We start from the raw sequence: 25686 nt of genomic DNA on the forward strand, positions 1-25686 counted from the left end.
GGAAATTCTTTCCGAATGACTTCACGAATTCTTGAAACGGCGGGATTTTCCGTGTTTGACGTGGCGATTTAGCCATGCGGCCTGCCAACATGACGCTTGCCGCGGACCTGCGCGGCCTGCGGCATTTCATCGGTTGCCGTATCGCTTTGACGCCACCTACAGTCCCGAAGGACAAGGGGAGGGGCGGAATGAGTGCAATCCTGACACTGAACGCGGGCAGTTCGTCGATCAAGTTCGGGGTCTATCTGACTGCCGAAGAACCGACACTCGTACACCGGGGGCAGGTCGAGAATCTGGGGCCTGTGGCGCAATTCGTGCTGGAGGACGAAAAGCCTAAAGTGACACAGATCGGGCCGGCCGATCACGCCGCGGCGGTGCGCATCATTCTGGCCGAGGTTGACCGTCTGCTGGGGGATGTCGCAATCACCGGAATCGGGCACCGTGTGGTGCACGGCGGGCGGACTTTTGACGGCCCCGCGATTCTGACGGATACGGTCATCGCGCAGTTGCAGGCGCTAGAACCCCTCGCGCCGCTGCACCAGCCACACAATTTGGCAGCCATTCACGCGGCGAAAGCGGCCTATCCAAAGGCCATTCAGGTTGGGTGTTTCGATACGTCGTTCCATTTTGGCCATCCATTTGTGAACGATGCTTTCGCCATTCCGCGCCGGTTCTATGAAAAGGGCGTGCGCCGCTATGGGTTCCACGGGCTGTCCTATGACTATATCACCGGCAAGCTGCGGCAGGATTTTCCGCATCTGTCCGATGGCAGGGTGGTGATTTGCCATCTGGGCAACGGCGCGTCGATGTGCGCAGTCCGGGACGGCAAGAGCATCGGTTCGACCATGGGCTTTTCCGCACTCGATGGTTTGCCGATGGGGACCCGGTGCGGACAGCTTGATCCGGGCGTGCTTTTGTATCTGATGGCGCAGGGCCACGGGGTCGAGGCAATCACCCATATCCTTTACAAGAAAAGCGGTCTGCTGGGGCTCAGCGAAATCAGCCACGACATGCGCACGCTTTTGATGCATGACGATCCTCGGGCGCGTGAGGCGATCGACTACTACGTGTTCCGCATCAAACGTGAACTGGGGGCAATGACAGCGGTGATGGGTGGCATCGACACCGTCGTCTTTTGCGGCGGTATTGGCGAAAACGCCGCGCCGATCCGCGAGCGTGTTCTGGAGGGTCTGGAATATCTGGGCCTGAAGGTAAATGCCGAGGCGAATGACAGCAATTCCACCGTGATTTCGTGCGGCGAAACCACTGTTCTGGTGATTCCGACCGACGAGGAACGTGTCATCGCGCGCGCCGTTGTCGGGGCGATGGGTTGAACGATTGCATAGCTGCTGGCGGTCGACCGGGTTCAGCGACTAGTCTGGGGGCAAACAGGAAAGAGGGGATTCATGCTGTTTTACGATTGCTCAACTGCTCCCAATCCGCGCCGGGCTCGGATGTTCATTGCCGAAAAGGGGCTGGAGATCGAAACGCGCGACATTTCCATCGCGAATGGCGAGCAACTGAGCGACACGTTCAAGGCAGTGAACCCCCGGGCGACTATACCGGTACTGGTGACGGACGAAGGTACGGTTCTGACCGAGAACCTGGGGATCGCCGCCTATCTGGAGGCCCAGTATCCCGAACCGCCCCTGATGGGCCGTACGCCCGAGGAAAAGGGATTGGTTCTGATGTGGAACGCGCTGGTCGAGCAGCAGGGGGGGCTGCCGATCGCCGAAGCGCTGCGGAACACGCATCCGGCGTTCAGGGATCGTGCGGTGCCCGGACCCAGGAATTATCCGCAGATACCAGAGCTGGCGGAACGCGGTCTGGACCGCGCGAACCGGTTTTTCGACATTCTCGAAGAGCGTTTGCAGGAAAGCCCGTTCATCGCCTGCAACCACTTCACCCTGGCCGATATCTCCACTTTTGTTTTCGTGGATTTCGCACGGGTCATTAAACTTCGGATTCCACAGGGAAACCTTGCCACCCTGACGTGGTTCGAGAATATCAAGGTCCGGCCCAGCGCCAACTGTTGACTTGACGCATTGGGGCTTGACCACGGCAGCGCTTGTCCGGGAGCCGGGCATATTGATCTGGACGGGTGAAACAGGTGCCGCTAGCGTGCCGGGGATGTCGTTCAAGGGAGAGGGCGATGAAATCCCAATATCGTGTCGTTGTCATCGGGGGCGGCGTGGTCGGCGCCTCGGTTCTGTACCATCTGGCCAGGTTCGGCTGGTCTGATGTGGTCATGCTGGAACGGCGGCGGCTGGCGTCGGGTTCTTCGTGGCACGCGGCCGGGGGCATTCACGCCCTGAACGCCGATCCGAACATGGCGGCGCTGCAGGCTTACACCATCGACCTGCTGGCGGAGATCGAAAAGGAATCGGGTCAGAATATCGGCCTGCACATGACCGGCGGTCTGACGCTGGCGGGCACGCCGGAGCGCTGGGAGTGGTTGCAGTCCAACTACCGCATATTCCAGTCCATCGGCATCGACGATTGCGAGTTGCTGAGCCCTCAAGAGGCGCAGAAACGCTGCCCGATCATGTCGACCGAGGGCGTACTGGGCGCGATGTGGGCCGACCGGGAGGGCTATATCGACACCACCGGCACGGTGCAGGCCTATGCGACGGCGGCAAAGAAACGCGGCGCGGAATATTACGAGGAAACCAAAGTCGAAGAACTGATCCAGACCGATGATGGCTGGCAGGTTGTGACCGACAAGGGCACGATCACCTGCGAACATGTGGTCAACGCCGCTGGCCTCTGGGCCAAGCAGGTGGGGCGCATGGCCGGTGTCGAGCTGCCGGTCTCGCCGCTCAAGCACCATTACCTGATCACCGATAGCGTGCCCGAGGTCGCGGCGGCGGATTTCGAGATGCCGATGACCGTGGATCTCGAAGGGTTCACTTATATGCGGCAGGACCAAAAGGGTGTTCTGGTCGGTATCTACGAGGTCGATCACGAGCACTGGGCCATGGATGGCGCGCCGTGGAACTATGGCGAGGAGCTGTTTCAGGAACAGCTCGACCGGATCGAGAATGAACTGACGCTGGGCTTTGAGCGCTATCCCTCGATCCAAGATGTAGGGATCAAGACTTGGGTCAATGGCGCGTTTACCTTCTCGCCGGATGGCAACCCTCTGGTCGGACCGGTGCCGGGCAAGCGCGGCTACTGGACGGCCTGCGCGGTGATGGCGGGCTTTTTGCAGGGCGGCGGCGTTGGCAAGACGCTGGCCGAATGGATGATCCATGGCGAGCCCGAGGCCGATGCCTGGTCTATGGACGTGGCGCGGTACGGCAAATATGCCGAGAACAAGCGCTATATCCGCGAGACCACCGGGCAGTTCTACTCCCGCCGTTTCGTGATGACCTATCCGAACGAACAGCTTCCGGCGGGCCGCCCGCTGAAAATGGCCCCTGCCCATGACGCGATGACTGCGGCCGGGTGTAAGTGGGGCGTCAGCTGGGACCTTGAGGTGCCGCTCTATTTCGCGCCGCAGGGGTTCGAGGAAACGCCGACCTTGCGCCGGTCCAACGCCCATCCGATCGTTGCACAGGAATGCCGGGCGATCCGTGAGGGTGCCGGGCTGCTGGACATTTCCGGATTCTCGCGGTTCGAAGTGTCGGGCCCGAATGCAAGGGCCTGGCTGGACAACCTTTTTGCGACCACTTTGCCCGGACCGGGACGCGCCCGGCTGGCGGTGATGCTGAGCGAGACCGGCAGGTTGAAGGGTGATTTGACGTTGTTGAACTGGGGTGACGGCTCCTGGTGGATCATGGGCAGCTATTATCTGCGCGCCTGGCATAAGAGATGGTTCGATGATCATATGATCGAGGGCGTTGCCCTCCGCGATCTGGGCGAGGAAATCTGTGGCTTTGCCGTGGTTGGCCCGAAATCGCAGTCGGTGGTCGGAAAACTGGCGGAACAGGATATCGGCGCGTTGAAATTCATGGGTTGCGGTCAATTCGATATCGGCCTTGTCCGCGCCCATGTCGCCCGCATGTCGGTAACTGGCGAAAAGGGGTACGAGATCAACTGTCGCTATGGCGATCATATCAAACTGCGCCGCATATTGCTGGAAGCCGGGGCTGACGAGGGCATTCGCGAATGCGGCTTCAACGCAATGCTGTCGACGCGGCTGGAGAAAAGTTTTGGTATCTGGTCGGCGGAATTCACGCAGGACCGCACCCCGGCGATGACAGCGATGGATCGCTGGATCGACTGGGACAAAGGCGATTTCATCGGCTGCGCGGCAGCGCTGACCGAGCGCAACGGCAATGGCCCCGCGCAGGTGCAGGTGACGCTGGAGATTGATGCGCTGGATGCGGATGCCAGCGGGTATGAACCGGTCTGGTCAGGCGGTGAGAAAGTGGGCTTTGTCACCTCGGGCGGGTACGGCCACCATCTTGGCAAGTCGCTGGCAATGGCGTTGATCGATCCGGCCAAAGCGGAACCGGGGACCGAACTGTCGGTGCATGTGGTTGGTGTCGAACGCCCCGCGCGGGTGATTGCGCCCTCGCCCTATGATCCACAGGGCAAGGCGATGCGGGCATGACACGGCGCGGGAGGCGTGCGCGCGACGCCGCTGCGGGTTCGCCGCTGCGGCAGGTGGATTATCGTAATCTGCGCAACCCGTTCCCGCCGATGAACGCCTTTTCCGAGGACCGGATCGAGGCGCTGCATCAGGCCGCGCTGACAGTGCTGGAAGAGATCGGGATCAAGGTCCTGCTGGCGCAGGCGCGCGAGTTGTTCCGGCGGGGCGGCGCGCGCGTCGAGGACGAGATGGTCTTTGTCGGGCGCGAGATGGTGGAGGCGGCGCTGGCCACCGCGCCCCGGTCCTTTACCGTTAAGGGCGCGGTGCCCGAGCGCGATCTGACGATGGAACTGGGGCGACTGATCTTTCAGCCGGGCGCGGGTGCGCCACATGCCACCGATCTGGTGCGCGGGCGCAGGCCCGGAACGCTGAGTGATTTTCGCGAAATGGTGCAGATCACGCAACATTTCGATGTGCTGCACATGATGCCGCCGCTGGTTGAGGCACAGGACGTTCCGATGCATCTGCGCCACTACGCGATGACGCAGTCCGAGCTGACGCTGAGCGACAAGGTGCCGTTCATCTATTCGCGTGGCACGCCGCAGGTCATGGACGGGTTCGAAATGATCCGTTTGTTCAGGGGGCTGTCAGAGGACGCGTTCGCGGCGCAGCCCTGGTGTTATACGATCATCAACACGAACTCGCCGCGTGTAATCGACATGCCGATGGCGCAGGGGCTTATCGACTTTGCCCGGGCCGGTCAGATGTCGATCGTCACGCCCTTTACGTTGATGGGGGCGATGGCGCCTGTCACCGTCGCAGGCGCGATGACGCTGAGCCATGCCGAGTCACTGGCGGCGATCACGCTGACGCAGCTTGCCAAACCCGGCGCGCCGGTCTGCTATGGGACGTTCACCAGCAATGTGGACATGAAATCGGGCGCGCCTGCATTTGGCACACCGGAACATTTCACCGCCTCACTGGTGGCCGGGCAACTGGCGCGAAAACTGGGCCTGCCGTGGCGTTGTGCGGGCGGCAGCGCCGCCAATATAAACGATGCACAGGCGGCGAATGAAAGTCAGTTCGGGTTGTGGGGCTGCCTCATGGCCGGGGCGACGGTGGTGATACATTCGGCGGGCTGGCTCGAAGGGGGGCTGACGGTCTCGTTCGAAAAGATCATCACCGATCTTGAGGTGCTGCAGATGGTGGCCGAGCTGTGCGCCGGAACGCCCGCGACCGATGCCGACATTGCGCTGGATGCGTTGCGCGAGGTTCAGCCCTCGGGTCATTTCTTTGGCGCGGCGCACACGATGGAGCGCTATCAGACCCAGTTCTATGAGCCTCTGGTCGGTGACTGGTCGAATTTCGGCACCTGGACCGAGCGGGGCGCCGTGGACGCCAATCATCGCGCGACCGGGGTCTGGCAAAATATCGTCGATAAATTCCAGGCGCCCGGCCATGACCCGGACCGGATTGCAGCGCTTGAGGAATTCATCGCGCGCCGGACCGCCGAAGGTGGCGCGCCGCCGGAAAGTTGAATGAGCACCAGGCGGGGTCCGCCGGGGCCGGAAACCGCGCCTGTGCTCAGAGGGTGGCCAACAGCCTGTCAGTTTCGGCGCGCGTGCTTTGCGTGGCCGCCTCGCGCACCGGGCCATAGCCCCGGATCTCGTCGGCGCAGGCCAGAACGGCGATCCAGTCCTCGGCCCGGTCGGACGTGAAATCGGACTGCACACGGTCAAGCAGGTCAAGATACCAGTCGAGCGTGACCCGGTGCATTCGGGCCTCGGTATGACGGCGGAAGGGGTTGAGGGGGGTGGGGCGCAGGATCTTCAGGCGGCTTAGCACGCCCAGAACCGGTTTCAGCCATGGCCCGAAACTGCGTTTCAGGGGCCGTCCACGCCCGTCGGTGCGCCGATTCAGGATCGGTGGGGCCATGTGATAGTGGAGTTTGAAATCCCCATCGAACTGTTCGGCAAGTTCCCGGGCAAATGCCCTGCCGGCCATCAGACGCGCCACTTCGAATTCGTCCTTGTAGGCCATGAACCGGAACAGGTTGCGCGCGGCGGCGCGGATCAGGGCCTCGGGCGCGTCAGCCTGGGCGGCGCGCAGGGCGGCGATGCGGTCGGTGAAGCGTTTGGCGTAGGCTGCGTTTTGGTAGCCGGTCAGGAATTCGGCGCGTCGGGCGATCATCTGGTCCAGAGATTCGGTTTTGGGTCGGGGGTCGGTGTAGCCGTCCAGCCGCGCCGGATCGGCGGCCATGCAGCGGCCGATGGCCAAGGCCAGCCGGTTTTTCTCGACCGCAACACCGTTCAGCAGGATGGCCTGCCCCAAAGCTGCCTCCGAAACCGGCACCAGCCCTTTTTGCCAGGCAAAACCCAGCATCATCACATTCGCAAAGACGGCATCCCCCAGCAGAGCTTCGGCGGTGGCATTGGCGTCAAATCCGGCGACGTGATCCGAACCCACCACGGCGCGGATGGCCTCTTCTCGCTGGTCCACCTTCAATTGGGCATCGCGGCGCAGGACCAGATCGCCTGTCGGCATCTCGGCGCGGTTCAGCACCACCTGCGTGCCGGGTCGGAAATGCGCGGACGCCTTGGGTGCGGAACTGACAACGATATCGCAACCGATCACCGCATCCGCGGCGCTCTGGTCGATGCGCACTTGATTGAGCGTCTCCGGCGCAGAGCCAAGGCGGATGTAGCTCAGCACCGTGCCGAATTTCTGTGCGAAACCGGTGAAGTCGAGCACCGAAGCCCCCCTGCCTTCGAGATGCGCGGCCATGGTGATCAGGGCGCCGACGGTGACGACGCCGGTTCCGCCGACGCCGGTGACCAGCAGATCGAAGGGCCGGGCAAGCGAGGGCACATCGGGCGATGGCAGGCCGGTTTCCAGCGCCGCGAGGTCCAGTTTGACCGTGCGTTTGCGCCGTGTCGCACCGGTGACGGTAACGAAGCTGGGGCAGAAACCGTTCAGGCACGAGAAATCCTTGTTGCAGGTGCTAAGGTTGATCTTGCGCTTGCGTCCGAACGGGGTTTCGCGGGGCTCGACGCTCAGGCAGTTCGACTCGACCGAGCAGTCGCCGCAGCCCTCGCAGACCAGATCGTTGATATACGCGAACCGCTTGGGGTCTTCCATCGTGCCGCGTTTGCGGCGGCGGCGCTTTTCGGTGGCGCAGGTCTGTTCATAGATCAGGACGGTGACGCCGGGAATGTCGCGCAGCTCGCGCTGGAGCAGGTCTATTTCGGCGCGGTCGTGGAAGGTGGTCTGCGACGGGAAGTCGGCGTGGTGGAATTTCGAGATGTCGTCCGAGACCACGGCGATCCGCTCGACCCCTTCGGCGCGGCAGGTCTGGGCGATGCCGTGCACGCTGACAGGGCCATCCACCGGCTGGCCGCCGGTCATGGCGACGGCGTCGTTGTAGAGGATCTTGTAGGTGATGTTGGTGCCGGCGGCGACCGCCTGCCGGATCGCGAGGCTGCCGGAATGATACCATGTGCCCTCGCCGAGGTTCTGGAAGATGTGCTTGCCGCCGTTGAACTTGGACGCGATCACATGCGGCACCCCTTCGCCGCCCATCTGCGCATAGCCCACCGTTTGCCGGTCCATCCACGACGCCATCACGTGGCAGCCGATGCCGCTGGCCGCCGTCGACCCTTCGGGAACCTTGGTCGAGCTGTTATGCGGACAGCCCGAGCAGAAGTAGGGCGTGCGGGTGGCACCGGTCACGTTGATCAGTTGCGGGGGCTTGTCGGTGAGGGCCTTGGCCTTGGCAGGCAAACCTTCCTCGGGGAAGAAGGTGTGCAGCCGCGCGGCGACGATGGGAGCGAGCATCAGCGGGCTGAGTTCGCCGGTCCAGGGGATCAGTGGTTCGCCGTGGCTGTCGTATTTGCCGACCATCTTGTGAGGCTTGTCGCCGGGCCAGTCGTAGAAATACTCCTTGAACTGGCTCTCGATGATGCCGCGCTTTTCCTCGACCACCAGCACCTCGGCCTTGCCCTTTACAAAGCGCAGCGCGTTGCGGCGGGCCAGCGGCCAGACCATGCCGACCTTGTAGATGTCGATCCCGAGTTCCCGGCATTTGGCCTCGTCGAGGCCCAGCAGGCGCAGCGCCTCCATCAGGTCCAGATGGCCCTTGCCGGTGGTGACGAAGCCGAATTTTGCCTTGTCGAGATCATAGATGCGCCGGTCGATGGGATTGGCCTCAGCAAAGGCGCGCACGGCCCGTAGCTTGGCCTGAATGCGGGTTTCGATCTCGGGGGATGGCAGGTCGGCGGAGCGCACGTGCAGCCCGTTCGGCGGCAACTCGATCTCGGGCAGGGTGAATTGCCGGTCCGGGCGCAGTTCGACCGAGCGGGCGCTTTCGACGGTTTCGCTGACGGCCTTGAACCCCACCCAGGTGCCGGAAAAGCGCGACAGCGCCAGCCCGTATTCGCCGAATTCCAGATATTCCCCGACCGAGGCCGGATTCAGCGTCGGCATGAACCAAGCCATGAAGGCCACATCGGACTGATGCGGCATCGAAGAACTGACGCAGCCGTGGTCGTCGCCCGCCACGACCAGCACACCCCCTTTCGGGGCCGAGCCATAGGCGTTGCCGTGTTTCAGCGCGTCACCCGAGCGGTCGACGCCGGGGCCCTTGCCGTACCACATGGAAAACACGCCCTCGACCTCGCATTGCGGGTCGAGTGAGGCCTGCTGCGCGCCCAGCACCGCCGTCGCGCCCAGATCCTCGTTGACGGCGGGCATGAAGGTGATGCGGTCTTGCGTCAGCCTTTCTCTGGCGCGCCACAGCTCAAGATCCAGCGCGCCAAGCGGTGAGCCGCGATAACCCGAAACGAAGCCGGCGGTGTTCAGCCCTGTCTGTCGATCCCGGCGGGCCTGATCCATCATGATCCGGACGAGGGCCTGGGTACCGGTCAGAAAGACGCGGCCTTGCGTCAGGGAATAGCGATCTTCCAACTGATAGGTTTCGAAGCCGGAGGTATGGCGGGTCATTGGAGTGTCCTGTCAATTGTCGCGCGTTTCTGAAATTCTATCCCGGTTACGGCGAAAAATTGATCCAGATTTTGTTGTTCATCGGCTAAATGGTGGTAGAACTATCCGAAACAAATATGAAGTGTGGAGGGAATGACCATTTCTGTTCATCTTGATGAAAGAGACAGCCGCATTCTAACGATGCTGCAGAAGGACAGCCGAATCTCGAATGCCGAGTTGGCCGAGGCGGTGGGCATGTCCGCGTCCGCGCTCTGGCGGCGGGTGCGGATGCTGGAAGAGGCCGGGATCATCGAACGCTATGGTGCTGTCGTGAACCCGTCGGCAATGGGGCTGTCCTTCGAAGCAATCGTGCATGTGCACCTGACGCGGCACGACCCGGACAGGATTGTCGAGTTCATTCGCGCGGTCGAGAACAGCGCCGAAGTGCAGGAATGTTATGCCACGACGGGGCAGGCAGATTATCACCTGCGGGTGCTTTGTGCCGATCTTACCGAATACAACGAGTTTCTGGAGGGGTTTCTGTTTCGGCTGCCCGCAGTGGCCAGCGCGCAAACCAACGTCGTGCTGCGCACGATCAAGCGCAACAAACCGGTGCGGATTTAGCCACCGGGCCTCAGTAGGCCCAGACAACCCATGCCCAGGCCATGGCGATATAGGTCAGATTGTGCATGCACTGATCCAGACCCGCCGCGCGCCAGAAGGCGGCCTGAGTGGGTTGCAGTTCTTTCTTGGCCGAGTAGTAGGCTTTGGCGAAATCGATGTTGAAATGGATGAACCATTCCAGCGCGACAATTATGAGCACGAAAAGCACCGGTGCGCCAAGAACCAGAAAAATGACCGCAGACAGAATTGCGTGCACACCTGCATGTTGCGCACGGCCCGAATGAAAATACTCAGCACGCCCCGCCAGCATTTTGGCGGTTTGAAGGTAATAATCGGCAAACATATGCTTAATCTGCAATAGGCAGAGCAACACTAGTACCGTGCCAATCATTTCAGGCAAGGCAGTCCTCCCAATATCGATCTGAATCCAAGCTTAGGACGTTAATACGAATCGCGCAAACACTCTCGCTACAAATTGCGCGTGTATTGATTTGGGGGGATTCCATTTGCGTTGCGGGGTTTGGTTGCGATAGCCTGAATTTGTAACGGTTGGCGACCGTTTCAACGGGTGGTTTCAAAAGGTCAGTCATCGGGGGCAAGACCCATCGAACGCACGCTATTTCGTTTCATCTGGAAATACTCGAAACGGGACCAGCTGATTTTGCTGGCCGTGACGTCCACGTTGTTTCCGCTGCTTTATCTGACGCTTGAATTGCCCAAGCGGATTATCAACGACGCAATTGGCGCGGCCAGCTCAACCGTGGAGTTCCTTGGATTCAGCTTTGATCAGACGACGTTTCTGATGATCCTGTGCTTTGCGTTTCTGCTTTCGGTACTGGCGCATGGCCTGATGAAGATGCGGATCAACACGATGAAAGGCGTGTTGAGTGAGCGAATGCTGAGGCGGTTCCGCTACCAGCTCATCAGCCGGATTTTGCGGTTTCCGCAACCGTATTTCGAACGCGTGAGCCAGGGTGAGCTGGTCTCGATGGTCACCGCCGAAAGCGAGCCGATGGGCGGGCTGATGGGCGATGCGATCAGCCAGCCGGTGCTGCAGGCGGGGCAGATGCTGACCATCCTGTCATTTCTGTTCCTGCAAAGCTTTTGGTTCGGGCTGGCGGCCATCGCGCTGATTCCGCTTCAGGCCTGGCTGATCCCGAAGTTGCAGCGCCAGATCAATCTGCTCAACAAGAAGCGCATACAGGAGGTGCGCGTGCTGGCCGCCCAGATCGGCGAGAACGCGGCCGGTGCATCGACCTTGCGCGGGAACGCGGGCTGGCGGTATCGGCGGGCCATGGTCTCGGATCAACTGGGGCGGCTGTTCGGCATCCGGTTCGATATCTACCAGAAAAAGTTCTTTATGAAGTTTCTCAACAACTTCATTTCGCAGCTAACCCCGTTCCTGTTCTATTCCGTGGGCGGTTTTCTGGTGTTGCGGGGCCAGGTGTCGCTGGGCGCGCTGGTGGCGGCGCTGGCGGCCTACAAGGATCTGTCCAGCCCGTGGAAAGAGCTTTTGGCCTATTACAACCAAACGCAGGATATGGGCCTGAGATGGGAAGTTGTAATCGAACGGTTCGCCCCCGCCGGTATGACCGACGAGGCGTTGTTCGAAGGCGAGCCGAAAGAAAGAGTGCGCCTGAATGGCGATATCGTGCTGGATCATGTCTCGGTGCGGGATGCGGATGGCAACCATGTTCTGGATGATCTGAACGCGGTGTTGCCGGGGGCGGGTGTGATCGGCATCTCGGCTCCCAGCGAGGAAGACCGTCTGGCGCTGAGCGAATTGTTCACCCGTGAAGTGCTGCCGGGATCGGGCAAGGTCATGATCGGCGAAAATGATCTTTCGGCTGTGCACCAGATGGATGTGGCGGCCCGGATCGGCTATGCCAGTTCGCGCCCGGTGATGTTTCAGGGCACGTTCGGCGACAATGTGATGATGCCGATGCGGTTTCAGCCGATCGGTGCCGCGCCGGAGGGGCCAGACTTCGCCGAAACGCTGCGGGCGGGCAACAGCGCCGATCCCTTCCATGCGGAATGGCTCGACCCGGCACTGGCCGGTTTCGAGGACGAGGCGAGTCTGCGCGCATGGTGGCTGCGTCTGATCGAAGGCATGGGATCGGGCGGCGCCTTGTTCCGGCGCGGCGCGGATCAGATTTTTGAACAGGGCGCGCACCCGGAGCTGGCGGAAAAGCTGGTCGAATTGCGACCGATCGTAAAGCAGGAAATCTGCAAGGCCGGACTGGACCAGCAGGCCTATATCTTTGAACGGAACGCCTATAACCCCGCCTTGCCGGTTGCTGAGAACCTTTTGTTCGCGACGCCGCGCGTTCCCGTCACGCAGGAGTTGCTGGCGCGGCAAACCGTGTTTCTGGCGCAGTTGCGGAATCTGGGACTGGACGAGATTCTGGTCGACCTGACCCGCGATGTGATCGACATGTTGCGTCAGATCTTTGGGTTGGACGGCACCGACCATCCCCTGTTCCGAAAGCTGGGGCTGGAAGTGAACACTTATGAAACCGCACTGGATCTGGTTGAAAAGACACGCAGCGCGGGGGCGCAGGCGCTGAACGATACGGAATTGGCCAGCCTTCTGGCGGTTCCGTTCCGTATTTCGGCGGAGCAGATCGGGCCTGCCTTTTCGCAGCAACTCAAGACCCGGATTCTTGAATTGCGCCACAGCCATTCCGACAAACTGCTGGAAAGCCTGCGCGATGTCTTCGTGCCTCTGCGGGGGGATCAGTTCGCACCCGGCTTGACCGTGCTGGAAAACGCCATGTTCGGCAAGGTCAGCCAGGTGGGCGGCGCCCGTACGGACGAGTTGCGCAAACTGATCACCCGGGTGTTGTCTGAAAACGGTGCGCGCCCCCTGGTGGTCGAACTGATCTATGACATGCAGGTGACCCTTGGAGGCCAGAACCTGCCCGCAGCTTTTGCCGAACCTCTGGCCTTTACCCGGGCGGCGATCAAGAGGCCGGATATTCTGGTTCTGAACAGCGCCCTGGCGAGCTACGACATGGAGACACAGGTTTCGGTGTACAAGAACCTGCGCGAACTGTTGCCGGACACCACGGTGATCTACATCAACGACCATTTCAATTCGCCCGAGGCGTTCGATTTGCACATCGAGATCCGGCAGGGCAGAATCATCAGCGAGGAGGCACCGATGGATGTCGAAGAGGATGGCGCCGCCTCGGCCGATCTGGTGCGAAAGCTGAGGGCATTGGAGCAGACGCCGCTATTTTCCGAACTCGACCGGCGGCAGTTGCGCCTGCTCGCCTTTGGTGCGCGCTGGTTCGAGGCCAAGGCAGAAGAGGTCGTTTTCCTGAAGGACGACGATCCGACCGATGGCGCCTATATGATCATCGAGGGCGAGGCGGGTCTTTATCTGCCGCAGAAAACGGGCGCCGATCAATTGATCACGCGCGTCGGCCCCGGCACGCTGGTCGGAGAGCTTGGCCTGATCCGCAAGGAGCCGCGTGCGCTCAGCATGGTGGCCGAAACCGATCTGACCTGCCTGCGGATCGGTGAAGAGGAATTTCTCGCCGTGGTCGAAAACGATGCGGCAACGGCATTCAAGCTGTTGCAGGTGGTAGCGGGTTACGTTTCGAACTGACGGGCGGGCCGGAACATCACGGCTGACAGAACAATTCGTACAGCAATTCGATAACCCGCGCGGTGTTGCCATCGCTGAGGGAATAGTAAATCGTCTTTCCGTCGCGCCGCGTCGACACCAGCCCCTCTTCTCGCAGCCGGGCCAGCATCTGGCTGACGGCGGCCTGACGGATGCCGAGAAGGTTTTCCAGTTCTCCAACCGACTTTTCCCCGTCGCCCAGATGGCAGAGGATCATCAGCCGGCCTTCGTGAGCGAGCGTCTTGAGAAAGCCCGCGGCATCTGCCGCGCTTTGCTTCATGTCGATTGCCGCCTCGTGGTGAAGGCCCTGATTTGAAGAGGTCTGAACTATCACTGTCGCTCGGTTTCCTTTTCTTGTTAAATACAACGCGGCGACGTGGCATGCAATCTCATGCGTCCTGCGCTGGTGCCCCGCCCTGAAACGCATTCCCGTTGACATAGTCGCATGGCTCTTCCTGCATCTGCAGATGCAGCCCATCCCCGGTATAAGGATGCGCGCGCGCCAAGTCTTCGTCTACGTCGATGCCCAAACCGGGCGCATCGGGCGGCGTAACATAGCCTAATTCGACGCGGATCGATCCCTTTATCAAATTTTCGTGAAATGGGGTCTCGATACTCTCCAGCAACAGAATATTGGGGATCGAGGCCGCCAGATGGATATTGGCCGCCCATTCGATTGGTCCGGCATAGAGGTGAGGGGCCATCTGCGCATTGAAGATTTCGGCCATCGCCGCGACCTTTTTCATCTCCCAGATTCCGCCGGCCCGGCCCAGGGCCGGTTGCAGGATCTCTGCGGCGCCCGCCCGCAGGACCGCGCCGAACTCGGCTTTGGTGGTCATCCGTTCTCCGGTCGCGACCGGAATGCGCACGTTGCGGGCGACGCGCGCCATGTCCTCGATATTGTCGGGGGGTGTGGGTTCTTCGAACCAGAGCGGCGAATAGGGTTCCAGCGCCTGACCCAGACGGATCGCGCCTGCGGTGTTGAACTGTCCGTGGGTGCCGAACAGCAGATCCGCCTTGTCGCCCACTGCCTCGCGGATCGCCTTGCAGAAGGCGACCGACATGGCAATATCGCTCATTGCGGGCATGTGGCCGCCCCGGTTCGTGTAAGGGCCCGCCGGGTCGAACTTGACCGCCGTATAGCCGCGCCGGACCATTTCGGCGGCACATTCCGCTGCCTGTTCCGGAGAGGTCCAGAAATCGGTCAGGTTATGCTGCGGCAGCGGGTAGAGATAGGTATAGGCACGGATGCGGTCATTCATCCGTCCGCCGATCAGAGCATGCACTGGACGGCCCCGATCCTTGCCCAGAATGTCCCAGCAGGCGATCTCAAGCCCCGAGAACGCGCCCATGACGGTCAGGTCGGGGCGCTGGGTAAAGCCGCTGGAATAGGCGCGACGAAACATCAACTCGATGTTTTCGGGGTTTTCGCCCGCCATGTGGCGGTCGAATACGTCGCGGATCACATGTTTCATCGCCTCCGGCCCCACGGACGAGGCATAGCATTCGCCCCAGCCGGTGATGCCGGTATCCGTGGTCACCTTGACCAGTATCCAATAGCGTCCGCCCCAGCCGGGCGCGGGCGGCGCGGTGATGATCACATCGAGATCTTGCAGCTTCATGCGCTTTCCTCCGCAAAATGGGCTTTCACCCCATCGCGCCCCGGTCGAACACAATAACGTTGCGCTTGGCGCTTCCGGTTCTGGTGTCGGCGATTGCCTCGTTGATCTGCTCCAGCGGCCAGCGGCCCGAAATCAGTTCGTCCAGCTTCAGCCGCCCCTGCTGATAGAGGTCGATCATCCACGGAATGTCGCGCTGGATGACTACGTCGCCCATCTTGGAGCCGATCAGGCCCTGACCGATCGCGGCGAGGATCACCGGCTCGTAGCTGGCCTGCGCCCCCGAATGAGGCATCCCGATCATGATCGCCTTGCCGCCGCGCCCCAGATAGCGCGGCGCCTGATCATAAGCCGGTATCGCGCCGACGGTGATCAGCACCGCGTCCGCGCCGCGCCCGCCAAGCGCCTTGTAGGCTGCTTTCCACGGCTCATCCAGAGTGGCCAGAACTCCGTGAGTGGCGCCGAATTCCTTGGCGATTTCCAGCTTTTCCTCGGTCATGTCGACGGCCACGATCCGCCGCGCGCCCGCGATCCGTGCGCCCTGAATCGCATTCAGCCCGACGCCGCCCGCACCGATCACCACCACATCCTGACCCGGGCGCAGCCCGGCGGCGTTGACGGCGGCCCCAACCCCGGTGATCACACCGCAGCTGAGCAGGCTGGCCACATCCTTGGCCATGGTTTCGGGGATACGCACGATCTGACGGTGGCTTACGACCACCTTTTCGGCAAAAGCGCCGCAGGCCATCGCCTGTTCCAACGGCCCGCCATCTGCCGTTCTCAACGGCCCGTTGACCGTGTCATAGGGGGTTTCGCAGATCGTCGGCTTGCCACCGGCGCAGGACGGGCACGAGCCGCAGGCGCGGATCAGCGTGGCCACAACCGAATCGCCGACCTTGAAATCTCCGGCCGCGTCTCCGACAGCAGTGATGACACCCGCCGCCTCATGGCCATAGACCGCGGGCAGGAACCCGCCCCAGGCCCCGCTGGCATAGGTGATGTCGGAATGACAGATCGCCACCGCATCCAGTGTCACCTCGACCTCGCCCATACCGGGCGGGGCGATCCGGATGTCTTCGATGACGAGCGGTTTGTTGAATTCGCGGCACACCGCCGCCTTGATGGTTTGCATGGTCTCCTCCCCCTTGCTTGTCGGGCACGGTGACCTGCGAAAACGCCGTGTGCAAGATGGAAACCGGCAAATTCGCGTCGCTCATATGCCATGATGCGCGCCATGGGCAAAAAGCTGACCAGGCGGTCCGCGCGAAAATCCTGCGTCTTGAGTTGCGCAGGCGATCGGTCAAGCGTTCAGTCGCGCCGTCACATCGTCCGCGAAGAGTTCGGCTTCGGCCGGGGCCTGTCCCAACTGCTGTCCGGGATCGAACAACTTTTTGATGTCCAGTTGCGGCCAGGCCCGGGCAACGACCTCGCTCAGCGGTACCCCGGTCTTTGCAGCTTCCCGGCACAGCTCCTTGGTGACGGCCTGCGCTTTGGGGCGCGGCAGATGTTCGGCCAGCGCGAAACTCAGCGCTTCGGCGTGGATCATCCCCAGGTTTCCCGCCAGCGCCGCACGCATGGCGCCGGGTTCGGGGGCCAGCCCCTGAACCAGAGACAGTCCGGTCTGCGCGGCGGAACCCGCCCCCAAAACGATCTGCGGCAGACACATCCATTCGGTGAACCAGGCCGCACCGTCACGCTGGTGGTGATGCATCGCGGCCCCTTGCAACGCGCTCATCAACCCGGTCTGCTGGCGGGCCAGAGCCACCAGAACCGACGGGGCCACCGGGTTCTGTTTCTGCGGCATGGTCGAGGAAGAGCCGCCGCCGCCCAGAGCAACCTCGGCTATGCCGGTCTGGGTCAGTTCGATGGCGTCCTCTCCGATCTTGCCCAAGGCCAGAGTGAGCCGCGTGAACCAGTCGCCCAGACGCAGAACGGGTGTCCGGTCGGTGTGCCAGCTTCGGCCCGGGTCTTGCAGGTTCAGCAACCCGGCCAGCTCTGCGCGGGTTTGCGCGGCCTGCGGCCCCAACGCGCCACTGGTGCCCGCCGCGCCGGACAGAGAAACAAGCAGGCAATCCCGCCTCAGCCCCGGCACCTCTTGCAGCAACCCCAAAAGAGGCCATCCCCACGACGCCGCCACCGCGCCGAAACTGGTCGGGGTTGCGTGTTGCCCGTAGGTGCGCGCCGGCATCGGCAGGTGGGCATGGTCACGGGCCAGCCGGGCCAGATGGCCGAGAATACCCTTCAAATCGCTTTCGACCGCCGCCAGAGCCTGCCGCAGCCGCAGCATAAGCCCGGTGTCGATGATATCCTGCGAGGTCGCGCCCCAATGCACATAGGCGGCGTGTTCGGGGGCCTGCATCTCGGCCCGAAAGGCGGCGACCAGGGCGGGCACGCTGACTCCGTTCTCGCCGGTTGCGGCGGCCAACGCGCCGGGATCAAGCTGAACTTCCATCGCGGCGCGGGCGATGGCCTGTGCGCTTTCCGCTGGGATGATCCCCTGATCGCCTTGCACCTTGGCCAGCATCCCCTCGACCAGAAGCATGGCGCGCAACTCGGCGCTGTCGGTGAACAGGCGGCCGACATCGCCCGAAGGGAAAAGTCTGGAAAACAGCGAGCTGTCGAAAACGGAGGCGGCCATCAGAACTTGCTTTCGATTTGCGACAACATCAGCGCCAATTCCTGCGGGTGCGAAAAGAACGGCGAATGGGAGCTATCGATGGTGAATTTCATGTCCGGCGCGAAGTCGCGACACATTTCGGCCTGATATTCGGTCGGCACCGTTCTGTCATCGGTTGCCCGGATATAGGCTTTGGGCATGTTGGCAAAGCCATCGCCAAGTGCAAGGGGCGTTTCCTGCGGTCTTATCGCTTGCGGGCACAGGCGCTGCGCCGCGAACGCGACGATGTGATCGGGGCAATCGTGATAGAACAGCGGCCTGATCTGATCCGGCGCGACCGTATAGGACAGGCCGTCCGGCGATTTCAGGACGGAGGCGACAAGGGGCTGTCGGGTAGCCTGCCTGCGCATCTGGGCCATGGTCAGGCCGGAGACGGGCACATAGGCGCAAAGATATATCAATGCGCGCATCCTGTCCGGGGCGGCCTCGGCGGCTGCCGAAATCGGATAACCGCCCCAGGAATGCCCGACGACGACAGTGTCCGGGGTCGCGGCCGAAAGGATGGCGTCTCGGCAGCAATCGAGTGTGACTTCGGCGATGGGCGTCCGGTCTTTTCCGTGGCCGGGCATGTCGATGGCCCGGGCCGAATGCCCCAGCGCGGTGAGTTCCGGAATCAGATCGCGCCAGCACCATGCCCCGTGACACGATCCGTGAACCAGAAGAAAATCAGCCATTGCCGTCCCCTTGGCCATGTCCGATGCTGTGCAGGAAATCGGCCAGAACAGCGGCGTATTCATCGGGCTTTTCAACGCATGGCAGGTGCCCGGCCTTGCGGATGAGCTTGAATTTCGAGCCGGGGATCAGATCGACGGTTTCGCGCACCAGATCGGGCGGCGTGGATCCGTCCTCGCTGCCGGCGATACCCAGTGTCGGCAGGCGCAATCCACTGGTGGGGGTATAGAAATCGGTGCCCGAGATCGCCGCGCTGCATCCCGCATAACCTTCGTCCGGTTGCCGCACCAGCATGTTGCGCCACAACGCGAGTTCCGGAGTGGCGCGGAAATCTCTGGAAAACCAGCGTTCCATGATGCTGTCAGCCAAGGCTTCGATCCCGCCCTCACGAACGGCCGCGATACGCTGGTTCCACATCTCGGCGGTGCCGATCTTGGCGGCGGTGTTGGACAGCACCAACGCGCGGATCTGGTCCATCCGCTTGACCGCCAGACCCTGCGCGATCATCCCGCCGATGGAGAGGCCGACAAAGACGCAATCGCGGATCTCAAGCAGATCCAGCAGAGCTTCGGCGTCGCGCACCAGCGCGCCCATGGAATAGGGGGCGGGGGGGGCGGATGACAGGCCGTGGCCGCGTTTGTCGTAGCGGATGAACTTCAATCCCCGGGGCAGCAGGGGCAGCACCGCATCCCAAAGGCGCAGGTCGGTGCCCAGCGAATTGGCAAAGACCACCGGCGCGCCATCGGGATCTCCGTCTATGCGATAGTGAAGCTGAACGTGGCCCAGATCGGCGATATTCATGCGGTTTCCCCGTGGCGGTTCATTTTCCGGCCCGTGAAGGTATAGGACAGGATCGTCGCGCGATCCAAGCCTTGGATTGGCGTTTCGGTCCCGATGTCAGGGCTTCTCTGCCAGAGCATTGGCAAACAGCACCGGATCGACATTGCCACCCGAGGCGACAACGATTGCGGCGTCTCCTTCAATCTCGTCCCGTCGGAACAGGGCCGATGCCAGGGCGACGGCGCCGCCGGGTTCAAGGACGATCTTGAGGCGCAGAAAGGCAATCGCCATGGCCTGCATGGCCTCGGCCTCGCTGACGCTCAGGCCCGGACCGCACAGGCGCTTGAGGATCGGAAAGGTGATCTGCCCCGGTTCCGGCGTCAGGATGGCGTCGCAGATATTGCCCGAGCTCCGGATATTCCTTTCGATCCTGCCCGCCGCCAGCGAGTGTTTCACATCATCGAATCCCTCGGGCTCGCATGGCCGCGCGCGCAGGCCGGGCGCGTGCGCTTCCAGCGCCAGCGCGATCCCTGAGGTCAGCCCGCCGCCGCCGCAACAGACCAGTACATCGGCCTTGTGAACGCCATGCGCGGCGGCCTGTTCGGCAATCTCCAGCCCAACCGTGCCCTGACCGGCGATCACTTGCGGTTCGTCATAGGGACGGATCAGAGTCAGGCCGCGCTCTTGTGACAGTGCCGACCCGATATCCTCGCGGCTTTCCGTCGCCCGGTCATACAAGACCACCTCGGCCCCCAGTGCGCGGGTATTCTCGATCTTGAGATGCGGCGCATCCGACGGCATGACAATGACCGAGCTTACCCCGTGCCCGGTCGCGGCCATCGCCACGCCCTGCGCGTGATTGCCCGAGGAAAAGGCGATGACCCCGCGTTTGCGCGTATTCGGATCAAGCGCCGAGATCGCCGACCACGCGCCGCGAAACTTGAAGCTGCCGGTATGTTGCAGGCATTCCGGCTTGATCAGAACCCGCCGCCCGGCAAGGTCGTCAAGGAACGGAGATTCCAGCAAGGGCGTCCGTCTTGCATGGCCTTTCAGCCGCCCGGCGGCGGCTTCGATTAGGGACAGAGTGCTCATGCGGCCTCCAGAATGCTGCGAATGACGGCGAGGGATTGCGGCTCGTCCAGAAAGGGTGCGTGGCCCCGGTCGGGAATTTCAGCAGAGACGAGACCCGGGTGACGCCCGTGCATCTCGGTCAGGGTGTCCCGGCTGAGGATGTCGGAATTCGCGCCGCGGATCACGCCGGTCGGAATGCCTTTCAGCGCCTCGAACAGGGGCCAGAGATCGGGCGGCGCGCCGGTTGCGGCCTGTTCCAACAATGCCTGACGCAGTTTTGCGTCATAGCGCAGGGCAAGGCCATCCGGTGTCGCAAGATATTGATTCTCGGCCTGTTGCCGCCAAACTGCAAGGGGGACGCCGGGAAATTGCGGCTCCATCGCGTCTTTCAGAACCTGCGCAGCCTGCTCGTGCGTTCGAAACGCGGGCGGTTTGCCGACATATTCGAAGATCCGGGCGATTCCCGCTGCCTCCACCACTGGTCCCACATCGTTCAGGATCACGCCCGCAAGCCGGTCGCGATAGCCGGTCGCAAGAACCATGGCAATCAAACCGCCGCGTGACGTGCCCAGAACGGTGACCTTGCCGAGGCCGAGATGATCAAGCAACTCGACAACGTCCTGCCCCTCACGATTGACGTTGTAGTTCAGATATTCCGGGTCGCGATCCGACTGCCCCCGGCCACGATAGTCCATCGCGATCAGGCGCAGGTCGGGCAGATGCGGCGCAAGGAACGAGAAATCGCGGCTGGAACGGGTCAGCCCGGCAAGGCAAACCAGCGGTTTGCCTGTGCCGTTGTCCTCAAAATAGATCCGTTTGCCGTCGCTTGTGGTGAATTGCGCCATCAGGCTCCTGCCAGGTCGGGAATCGCGGTCAGGTCGGACAGTACATGCGCAGGCCGCCACGGCAAGCGGTCCACCGGTTCGGCGGCGCGGTTGACCCATGCGGCGACAAATCCAAAACCGCTGGCCGCCGCTGCGTCCCAGCCATTCGAACTGACGAACAGAACCTCGTCCCGCGCGCAGTCGAACCGTTTGGTCACCAGCTCATAGACGCGGGCATCGGGTTTGAAGATGCCCACGCTTTCCACCGACAACACGTCATCCAGAACCTCACCGATACCAGCGGATTGCACCGCACCGTCCAACATCGCAGGAGAGCCGTTGGACAGGATGGCCGTTTGCATCCCCGCCTCCTTCAACGCCCGCAGCATTGCCGGGACTTCGGGAAAGGCCTGCAACTGCCAGTACAGATCCAGCAGGCGCTGGCGGAGACCGGGATCACCGTCGAGCGCAACGGCTTCGAGTGCCCAGTCCAGCCCGTCCTGCGTCACGTCCCAGAAATCGGCATGGGCGCCGGTGACCGCCCGCAGCCAGGAATATTGCAACTGCTTCAGCCGCCAGTGATTGGCCAATTCCGGCCATTTGTCGCTGAGCTGCGCGTGTTCGGGTTCGGCGGCGGCCAGACGCGCCGCAGCGGCCACGTCGAACAAGGTTCCATAGGCGTCGAAAACGCAGGTGGTGATTGGCATGTGGTCCTCCCTCTTGGCGCGCAGATTTGCACAGGAAATCAGGGCGCGAAAGAGGGGCGGGTTTACAATGGTGTGACAGGCATTAGGGTGGGCTGTTCAACTCAAACCCAACCGACCGGAGACACCATGACCGAAATCAAACAAGGCGATACGGTGCGCATCCACTATACTGGCACGCTGCTGGACGGGAAAACGTTCGACAGTTCCGAAGGCCGCGATCCGCTGCAATTCGAAGTGGGGTCGGGGCAGGTCATCGCAGGGCTGGACAAAGCCTTGCCCGGCATGACGGTCGGCGAAAAGAAAAAGGTCGAGGTGGTCTGCGTCGAAGCCTATGGCCCGATTAACCCGGCGATGCGGCAATCGATTCCGCGCGAAGGCATTCCCGACGACATCCCGCTTGATATCGGCACCCAGTTGCAGATGCAGACGCCGGACGGCCAGGCCCTGCCGGTGACGGTGGTCGAGGTCGATGAGGCAACCGTAACACTGGATGCAAATCACCCGCTGGCCGGGCAGGATCTTATTTTCGATATCGAGATCGTGTCGGTCAACTGACGTAAGTGACCGGCCTGATTCGTCGGGAAGTGCCCCGGCGCCTCACCCCGAAAAGCAAGTGGCCTAGTTTGAGGCCACTGCTATTCCCATCATGGCCTGTGTTTGGGGCTGAGACAGGATCACCAGCGCCGCGAGCGAAAAACACAGGCACACCAGCAGCAAACGTATCAGATCGCCTGAACGCCGCACCGGCGGTTCGGGCTGGTTTCGCGCCTTTTCGCGTTGTGCGGCGGCGGCAAGGATCAGGTCTATTTTACTCATGCCCGAATTCCTGCGCCCCAAGTGTGGTCAAAACTGGGCGGGCGCAGGGAAAGTTCAGGTCACATGAAGTCGGGCTGCGGCATTCCAAGAACGTGAAAGCCGCCATCGACTCGGATGATTTCGCCCGAGGTGCAGGTCCCGGCATCAGATGTCAGGTACACGGCCGTACCGCCCACCGCTTCAAGCGTCGCGTTCGAGCGCATCGGCGCGTTCTGGTCGCAGAATTTATAGGTCCTGCGCGCGCCGCCGATGGCCGCCCCGGCCAGGGTTTTCATCGGCCCGGGCGAGATTGCGTTGACGCGGATACCGTCGGGGCCCAGATCGTTAGCCAGATAGCGGGTCGCCGATTCCAGCGCCGCCTTGGCGACGCCCATGACGTTGTAGTTCGGCACCACCCGGTTCGAGCCCTGATAGGTCAGCGTTAGCAACGAGCCGCCATTGTCCTTCATCAGCGGATGGGCGCGGCGGGCCACCTCGATGAAGGAATAGGCCGAGACATCCATCGAATGTTTGAAATTCGCCCGTGTGGTGTTCAGGAACCGGCCCGTCAGTTCGGATTTGTCCGAATAGGCGATGGCGTGAACCACGAAATCAATCGTCGGCCAGCGCGCGCCCAGTTCCTCAAAGGCGCGGTCCAGTGACTCGTCGTCGGTGACATCGGCATCGACCATGAAATCGCTGCCGACGCTCTGCGCCAGCGGTTCCAGCCGCTTTCCGAATGCTTCGCCCTGATAGGTGAATGCAAGTTCCGCGCCCGCATCGTGCATGGCTTTGGCGATGCCCCACGCGATCGAGCGGTCATTGGCCACGCCCATGATCAGGCCGCGTTTACCCTTGAGAAGATCCGACATCACATTCACCCGTTATATTTCGACAGAACCATGGACCCGTTCGTGCCGCCAAAGCCGAAGCTGTTGGTCATGACACTGTCCAAGCCTGCGTTTTCAACCACTTGAGTTGCAATTTCACCGGGCAGGATGCCTTCGGCTAGCGTGTCGACGTTAATCGACGGAGTAATAAAGTCATTGTCCAGCATCAGCAGGCAAAAGATTGCCTCAAGCGCACCCGCAGCGCCCTGTGCGTGGCCTGTCATCGATTTGGTCGAGGAAATCGGGGGCACGTTGCCCTCGCCAAAGATCCGGCGCACGGCTTCAACCTCGCCCACATCGCCGACCGGCGTCGAGGTGCCGTGGGCGTTGATATAGTCGACCTTGCGGCCTTCAGGCAGGGTGCCCAGTGCCAGACGCATCGCGCGCTCGCCGCCTTCGCCGGACGGAGCCACCATGTCATGACCGTCCGAGGTGGCGGCATAGCCGGTCACTTCAGCATAAATCTTGGCGCCGCGGGCCAGAGCATGCTCCAGCTCTTCCAGCACGACGATGCCGCCGCCGCCGGAAATCACGAAACCGTCGCGGTCCTGGTCGAAAGCGCGCGAGGCGCGTTCGGGCGTGTCGTTGTATTTCGAGGACATCGCGCCCATCGCGTCGAACAGGCAGGACAGGGTCCAGTCCAGTTCCTCGCCACCACCTGCGAACATCACGTCCTGCTTGCCCAGCATGATCTGTTCTGCTGCGTTGCCGATGCAGTGCAGCGAGGTCGAGCAAGCCGAGGTGATCGAGTAGTTGATGCCCTTGATCTTGAAGGCGGTCGCAAGATTGGCGGAAATCGTCGAGCACATGCATTTCGGTACCGCGAACGGCCCAATCCGCTTGGTTGCGCCGGATTTCAGCACGGTTTGGTGTGCCGTCAGCATCGCGCTGGTGGACGGCCCGCCCGACCCTGCCACAAGACCGGTGCGCGGGTTCACAACCTGATCCTCAGTCAGGCCGGAGTCAGCAATCGCCTGTGTCATTGCAATATGAGCGTAAGCCGCACCCGGCCCCATAAACCGTAGGGTGCGTTTGTCCACATGCTCGGCCACGTCGATCTTGAGCGTTCCGGCGATCTGGCTGCGAAAGCCATGTTCGACCATTTGTTCATTGGCCACGATGCCGGACTTTCCGACCTTGAGTGAGGCCAGAACCTCTTCGGCATTGTTCCCGATGGAGGAGACAACCCCCAGACCGGTGACAACTACTCGACGCATGTGCGTGCTCCTTATTTCAGACCGGTCCGGCTCAGGCTTCGGACAGAACGACTTTCATGTCTTTGACGTCGTAAATCATTTCGCCGTCTGCTTCGACGATACCATCTGCCACGCCCATGGTCAGGCGGCGGGTCTGGATCGCCTTTTTGAAATCAATTTTATAGGTCAGCATCTTGCGGTCCGGACGCACCATGCCAGTCAGTTTAACCTCGCCCACACCCACGGCCATTCCGCGCCCCTGCCAGCCACGCCAGCCCAGGTTGAAGCCGGTCAGTTGCCACAGCCCGTCCAGACCCAGACAGCCGGGCATGATCGGGTTGCCGGGAAAGTGGCAGTCAAAGAACCACAAGTCAGGGGTAATGTCGAATTCGGCCACCACATGGCCCTTGCCATGCGCACCGCCATCGCCCGAGATGTCGGTGATCCGGTCCATCATCAGCATCGGCGGGGCGGGCAGCTGGGCGTTGCCGGGGCCGAATAACTCGCCTCGGGCGCACTTCAGCAGATCGTCCTTGTCAAAGCTGCTCGGGAATTGGGCCATACTGCCGCCTCTCCTGCCATGGTATTGTCCGTCGTATCAGGCCCCCTCTAGCACCCGCGCGCAAGGTCCTGCAAGAGCGGGTGCGTCGCAAGTTCCCGGGGATCGGTCTTGTTTGCGAATGAAT

General features: G+C 62.0%; 22 protein-coding genes. 7 read left to right on the forward strand and 15 right to left on the reverse strand.

Features of this window, described 5'->3' with window-relative positions:
• The first annotated feature begins 188 nt into the window (after positions 1-188).
• From ACR0AO_RS00770 to ACR0AO_RS00785, 4 genes are all read left to right on the forward strand, one after another.
• A complete protein-coding gene (locus tag ACR0AO_RS00770) occupies positions 189-1334 on the forward strand; it encodes an acetate/propionate family kinase (protein ID WP_480598740.1) in 1146 nt (381 codons plus the stop codon).
• A gap of 72 nt (positions 1335-1406) precedes the next feature.
• Positions 1407-2036 (forward strand): glutathione S-transferase family protein, encoded by a 630-nt coding sequence (locus tag ACR0AO_RS00775; protein ID WP_480598742.1) that lies wholly within the window; start codon positions 1407-1409, stop codon positions 2034-2036.
• A 116-nt stretch (positions 2037-2152) separates the two neighbouring features.
• The gene (locus tag ACR0AO_RS00780; RefSeq protein WP_480598744.1) at positions 2153-4558 is read left to right on the forward strand and encodes a GcvT family protein; all 2406 of its coding nucleotides are present in this window, start codon (positions 2153-2155) and stop codon (positions 4556-4558) included.
• A complete protein-coding gene (locus ACR0AO_RS00785; protein ID WP_480598747.1) occupies positions 4555-6075 on the forward strand; it encodes a trimethylamine methyltransferase family protein in 1521 nt (506 codons plus the stop codon). The genes ACR0AO_RS00780 and ACR0AO_RS00785 overlap by 4 nt, the downstream gene beginning before the upstream one ends.
• Before the next feature lie 46 nt (positions 6076-6121).
• Here ACR0AO_RS00785 and ACR0AO_RS00790 read toward each other — a convergent pair whose 3' ends face one another.
• A complete protein-coding gene (locus ACR0AO_RS00790) occupies positions 6122-9535 on the reverse strand; it encodes an indolepyruvate ferredoxin oxidoreductase family protein (RefSeq protein ID WP_480598749.1) in 3414 nt (1137 codons plus the stop codon).
• A gap of 132 nt (positions 9536-9667) precedes the next feature.
• Between ACR0AO_RS00790 and ACR0AO_RS00795 the strand changes: the two genes are divergently transcribed.
• The gene (locus tag ACR0AO_RS00795; RefSeq protein WP_480598751.1) at positions 9668-10138 is read left to right on the forward strand and encodes an Lrp/AsnC family transcriptional regulator; all 471 of its coding nucleotides are present in this window, start codon (positions 9668-9670) and stop codon (positions 10136-10138) included.
• Between the two features lie 10 nt (positions 10139-10148).
• Here the strand turns inward: ACR0AO_RS00795 and ACR0AO_RS00800 are convergent, their stop codons facing one another.
• Positions 10149-10538 carry a DUF3307 domain-containing protein gene (locus tag ACR0AO_RS00800; RefSeq protein ID WP_480598753.1) on the reverse strand — a complete coding sequence of 130 codons (390 nt, stop codon included), beginning with the start codon at positions 10536-10538 and terminating at the stop codon, positions 10149-10151.
• A 168-nt stretch (positions 10539-10706) separates the two neighbouring features.
• Here ACR0AO_RS00800 and ACR0AO_RS00805 point away from each other — a divergent pair, with 168 nt between their 5' ends.
• Positions 10707-13751 (forward strand): cyclic nucleotide-binding domain-containing protein, encoded by a 3045-nt coding sequence (locus ACR0AO_RS00805; RefSeq protein WP_480598756.1) that lies wholly within the window; start codon positions 10707-10709, stop codon positions 13749-13751.
• Positions 13752-13767: 16 nt separating this feature from the next.
• Here the strand turns inward: ACR0AO_RS00805 and ACR0AO_RS00810 are convergent, their stop codons facing one another.
• The 9 genes from ACR0AO_RS00810 to ACR0AO_RS00850 all read right to left on the reverse strand — a co-directional run bounded on the left by ACR0AO_RS00810 (position 13768) and on the right by ACR0AO_RS00850 (position 22119).
• On the reverse strand, positions 13768-14049 hold the full coding sequence (locus ACR0AO_RS00810; protein WP_480600802.1) for an ArsR/SmtB family transcription factor: 282 nt from the start codon (positions 14047-14049) through the stop codon (positions 13768-13770).
• 109 nt (positions 14050-14158) lie between these two features.
• A complete protein-coding gene (locus tag ACR0AO_RS00815) occupies positions 14159-15391 on the reverse strand; it encodes a mandelate racemase/muconate lactonizing enzyme family protein (protein WP_480598759.1) in 1233 nt (410 codons plus the stop codon).
• Positions 15392-15416: 25 nt separating this feature from the next.
• Positions 15417-16520, reverse strand: coding sequence for a Zn-dependent alcohol dehydrogenase (locus tag ACR0AO_RS00820; RefSeq protein ID WP_480598761.1), 1104 nt, complete (start codon positions 16518-16520; stop codon positions 15417-15419).
• Between the two features lie 168 nt (positions 16521-16688).
• Positions 16689-18026, reverse strand: a complete 1338-nt coding sequence (locus tag ACR0AO_RS00825; RefSeq protein ID WP_480598763.1) for a class-II fumarase/aspartase family protein — start codon at positions 18024-18026, stop codon at positions 16689-16691.
• Positions 18026-18739 (reverse strand): alpha/beta fold hydrolase, encoded by a 714-nt coding sequence (locus ACR0AO_RS00830; RefSeq protein ID WP_480598765.1) that lies wholly within the window; start codon positions 18737-18739, stop codon positions 18026-18028. The genes ACR0AO_RS00825 and ACR0AO_RS00830 overlap by 1 nt, the downstream gene beginning before the upstream one ends.
• Positions 18732-19538, reverse strand: a complete 807-nt coding sequence (pcaD, locus tag ACR0AO_RS00835; protein ID WP_480598768.1) for a 3-oxoadipate enol-lactonase — start codon at positions 19536-19538, stop codon at positions 18732-18734. Before pcaD ends, ACR0AO_RS00830 begins: the two co-directional genes overlap by 8 nt.
• 96 nt (positions 19539-19634) lie before the next feature.
• On the reverse strand, positions 19635-20609 hold the full coding sequence (locus ACR0AO_RS00840) for a threonine ammonia-lyase (protein WP_480598771.1): 975 nt from the start codon (positions 20607-20609) through the stop codon (positions 19635-19637).
• Entirely contained in the window at positions 20606-21433 is an 828-nt protein-coding gene (locus tag ACR0AO_RS00845; RefSeq protein ID WP_480598774.1) for an alpha/beta fold hydrolase, read from the reverse strand. Before ACR0AO_RS00845 ends, ACR0AO_RS00840 begins: the two co-directional genes overlap by 4 nt.
• On the reverse strand, positions 21433-22119 hold the full coding sequence (locus ACR0AO_RS00850; protein WP_480598776.1) for a haloacid dehalogenase type II: 687 nt from the start codon (positions 22117-22119) through the stop codon (positions 21433-21435). Before ACR0AO_RS00850 ends, ACR0AO_RS00845 begins: the two co-directional genes overlap by 1 nt.
• Positions 22120-22245: 126 nt before the next feature.
• Here ACR0AO_RS00850 and ACR0AO_RS00855 point away from each other — a divergent pair, with 126 nt between their 5' ends.
• Positions 22246-22674 (forward strand): FKBP-type peptidyl-prolyl cis-trans isomerase, encoded by a 429-nt coding sequence (locus ACR0AO_RS00855; RefSeq protein ID WP_480598778.1) that lies wholly within the window; start codon positions 22246-22248, stop codon positions 22672-22674.
• 63 nt (positions 22675-22737) lie between these two features.
• Here ACR0AO_RS00855 and ACR0AO_RS00860 read toward each other — a convergent pair whose 3' ends face one another.
• The 4 genes from ACR0AO_RS00860 to fabA are packed head-to-tail and all read right to left on the reverse strand — an operon-like array spanning position 22738 to position 25562.
• On the reverse strand, positions 22738-22935 hold the full coding sequence (locus tag ACR0AO_RS00860; RefSeq protein ID WP_480598781.1) for a hypothetical protein: 198 nt from the start codon (positions 22933-22935) through the stop codon (positions 22738-22740).
• A gap of 59 nt (positions 22936-22994) precedes the next feature.
• The gene (locus ACR0AO_RS00865) at positions 22995-23786 is read right to left on the reverse strand and encodes an enoyl-ACP reductase FabI (protein ID WP_480598784.1); all 792 of its coding nucleotides are present in this window, start codon (positions 23784-23786) and stop codon (positions 22995-22997) included.
• A 5-nt stretch (positions 23787-23791) separates the two neighbouring features.
• Complete coding sequence (fabB, locus tag ACR0AO_RS00870; RefSeq protein ID WP_480598786.1) at positions 23792-25021, reverse strand: beta-ketoacyl-ACP synthase I; 1230 nt, start codon at positions 25019-25021, stop codon at positions 23792-23794.
• Between the two features lie 31 nt (positions 25022-25052).
• A complete protein-coding gene (fabA, locus tag ACR0AO_RS00875) occupies positions 25053-25562 on the reverse strand; it encodes a bifunctional 3-hydroxydecanoyl-ACP dehydratase/trans-2-decenoyl-ACP isomerase (protein WP_480598788.1) in 510 nt (169 codons plus the stop codon).
• Positions 25563-25686: the final 124 nt, after the last annotated feature.

This window comes from Ruegeria sp. AF8 (assembly GCF_056541825.1).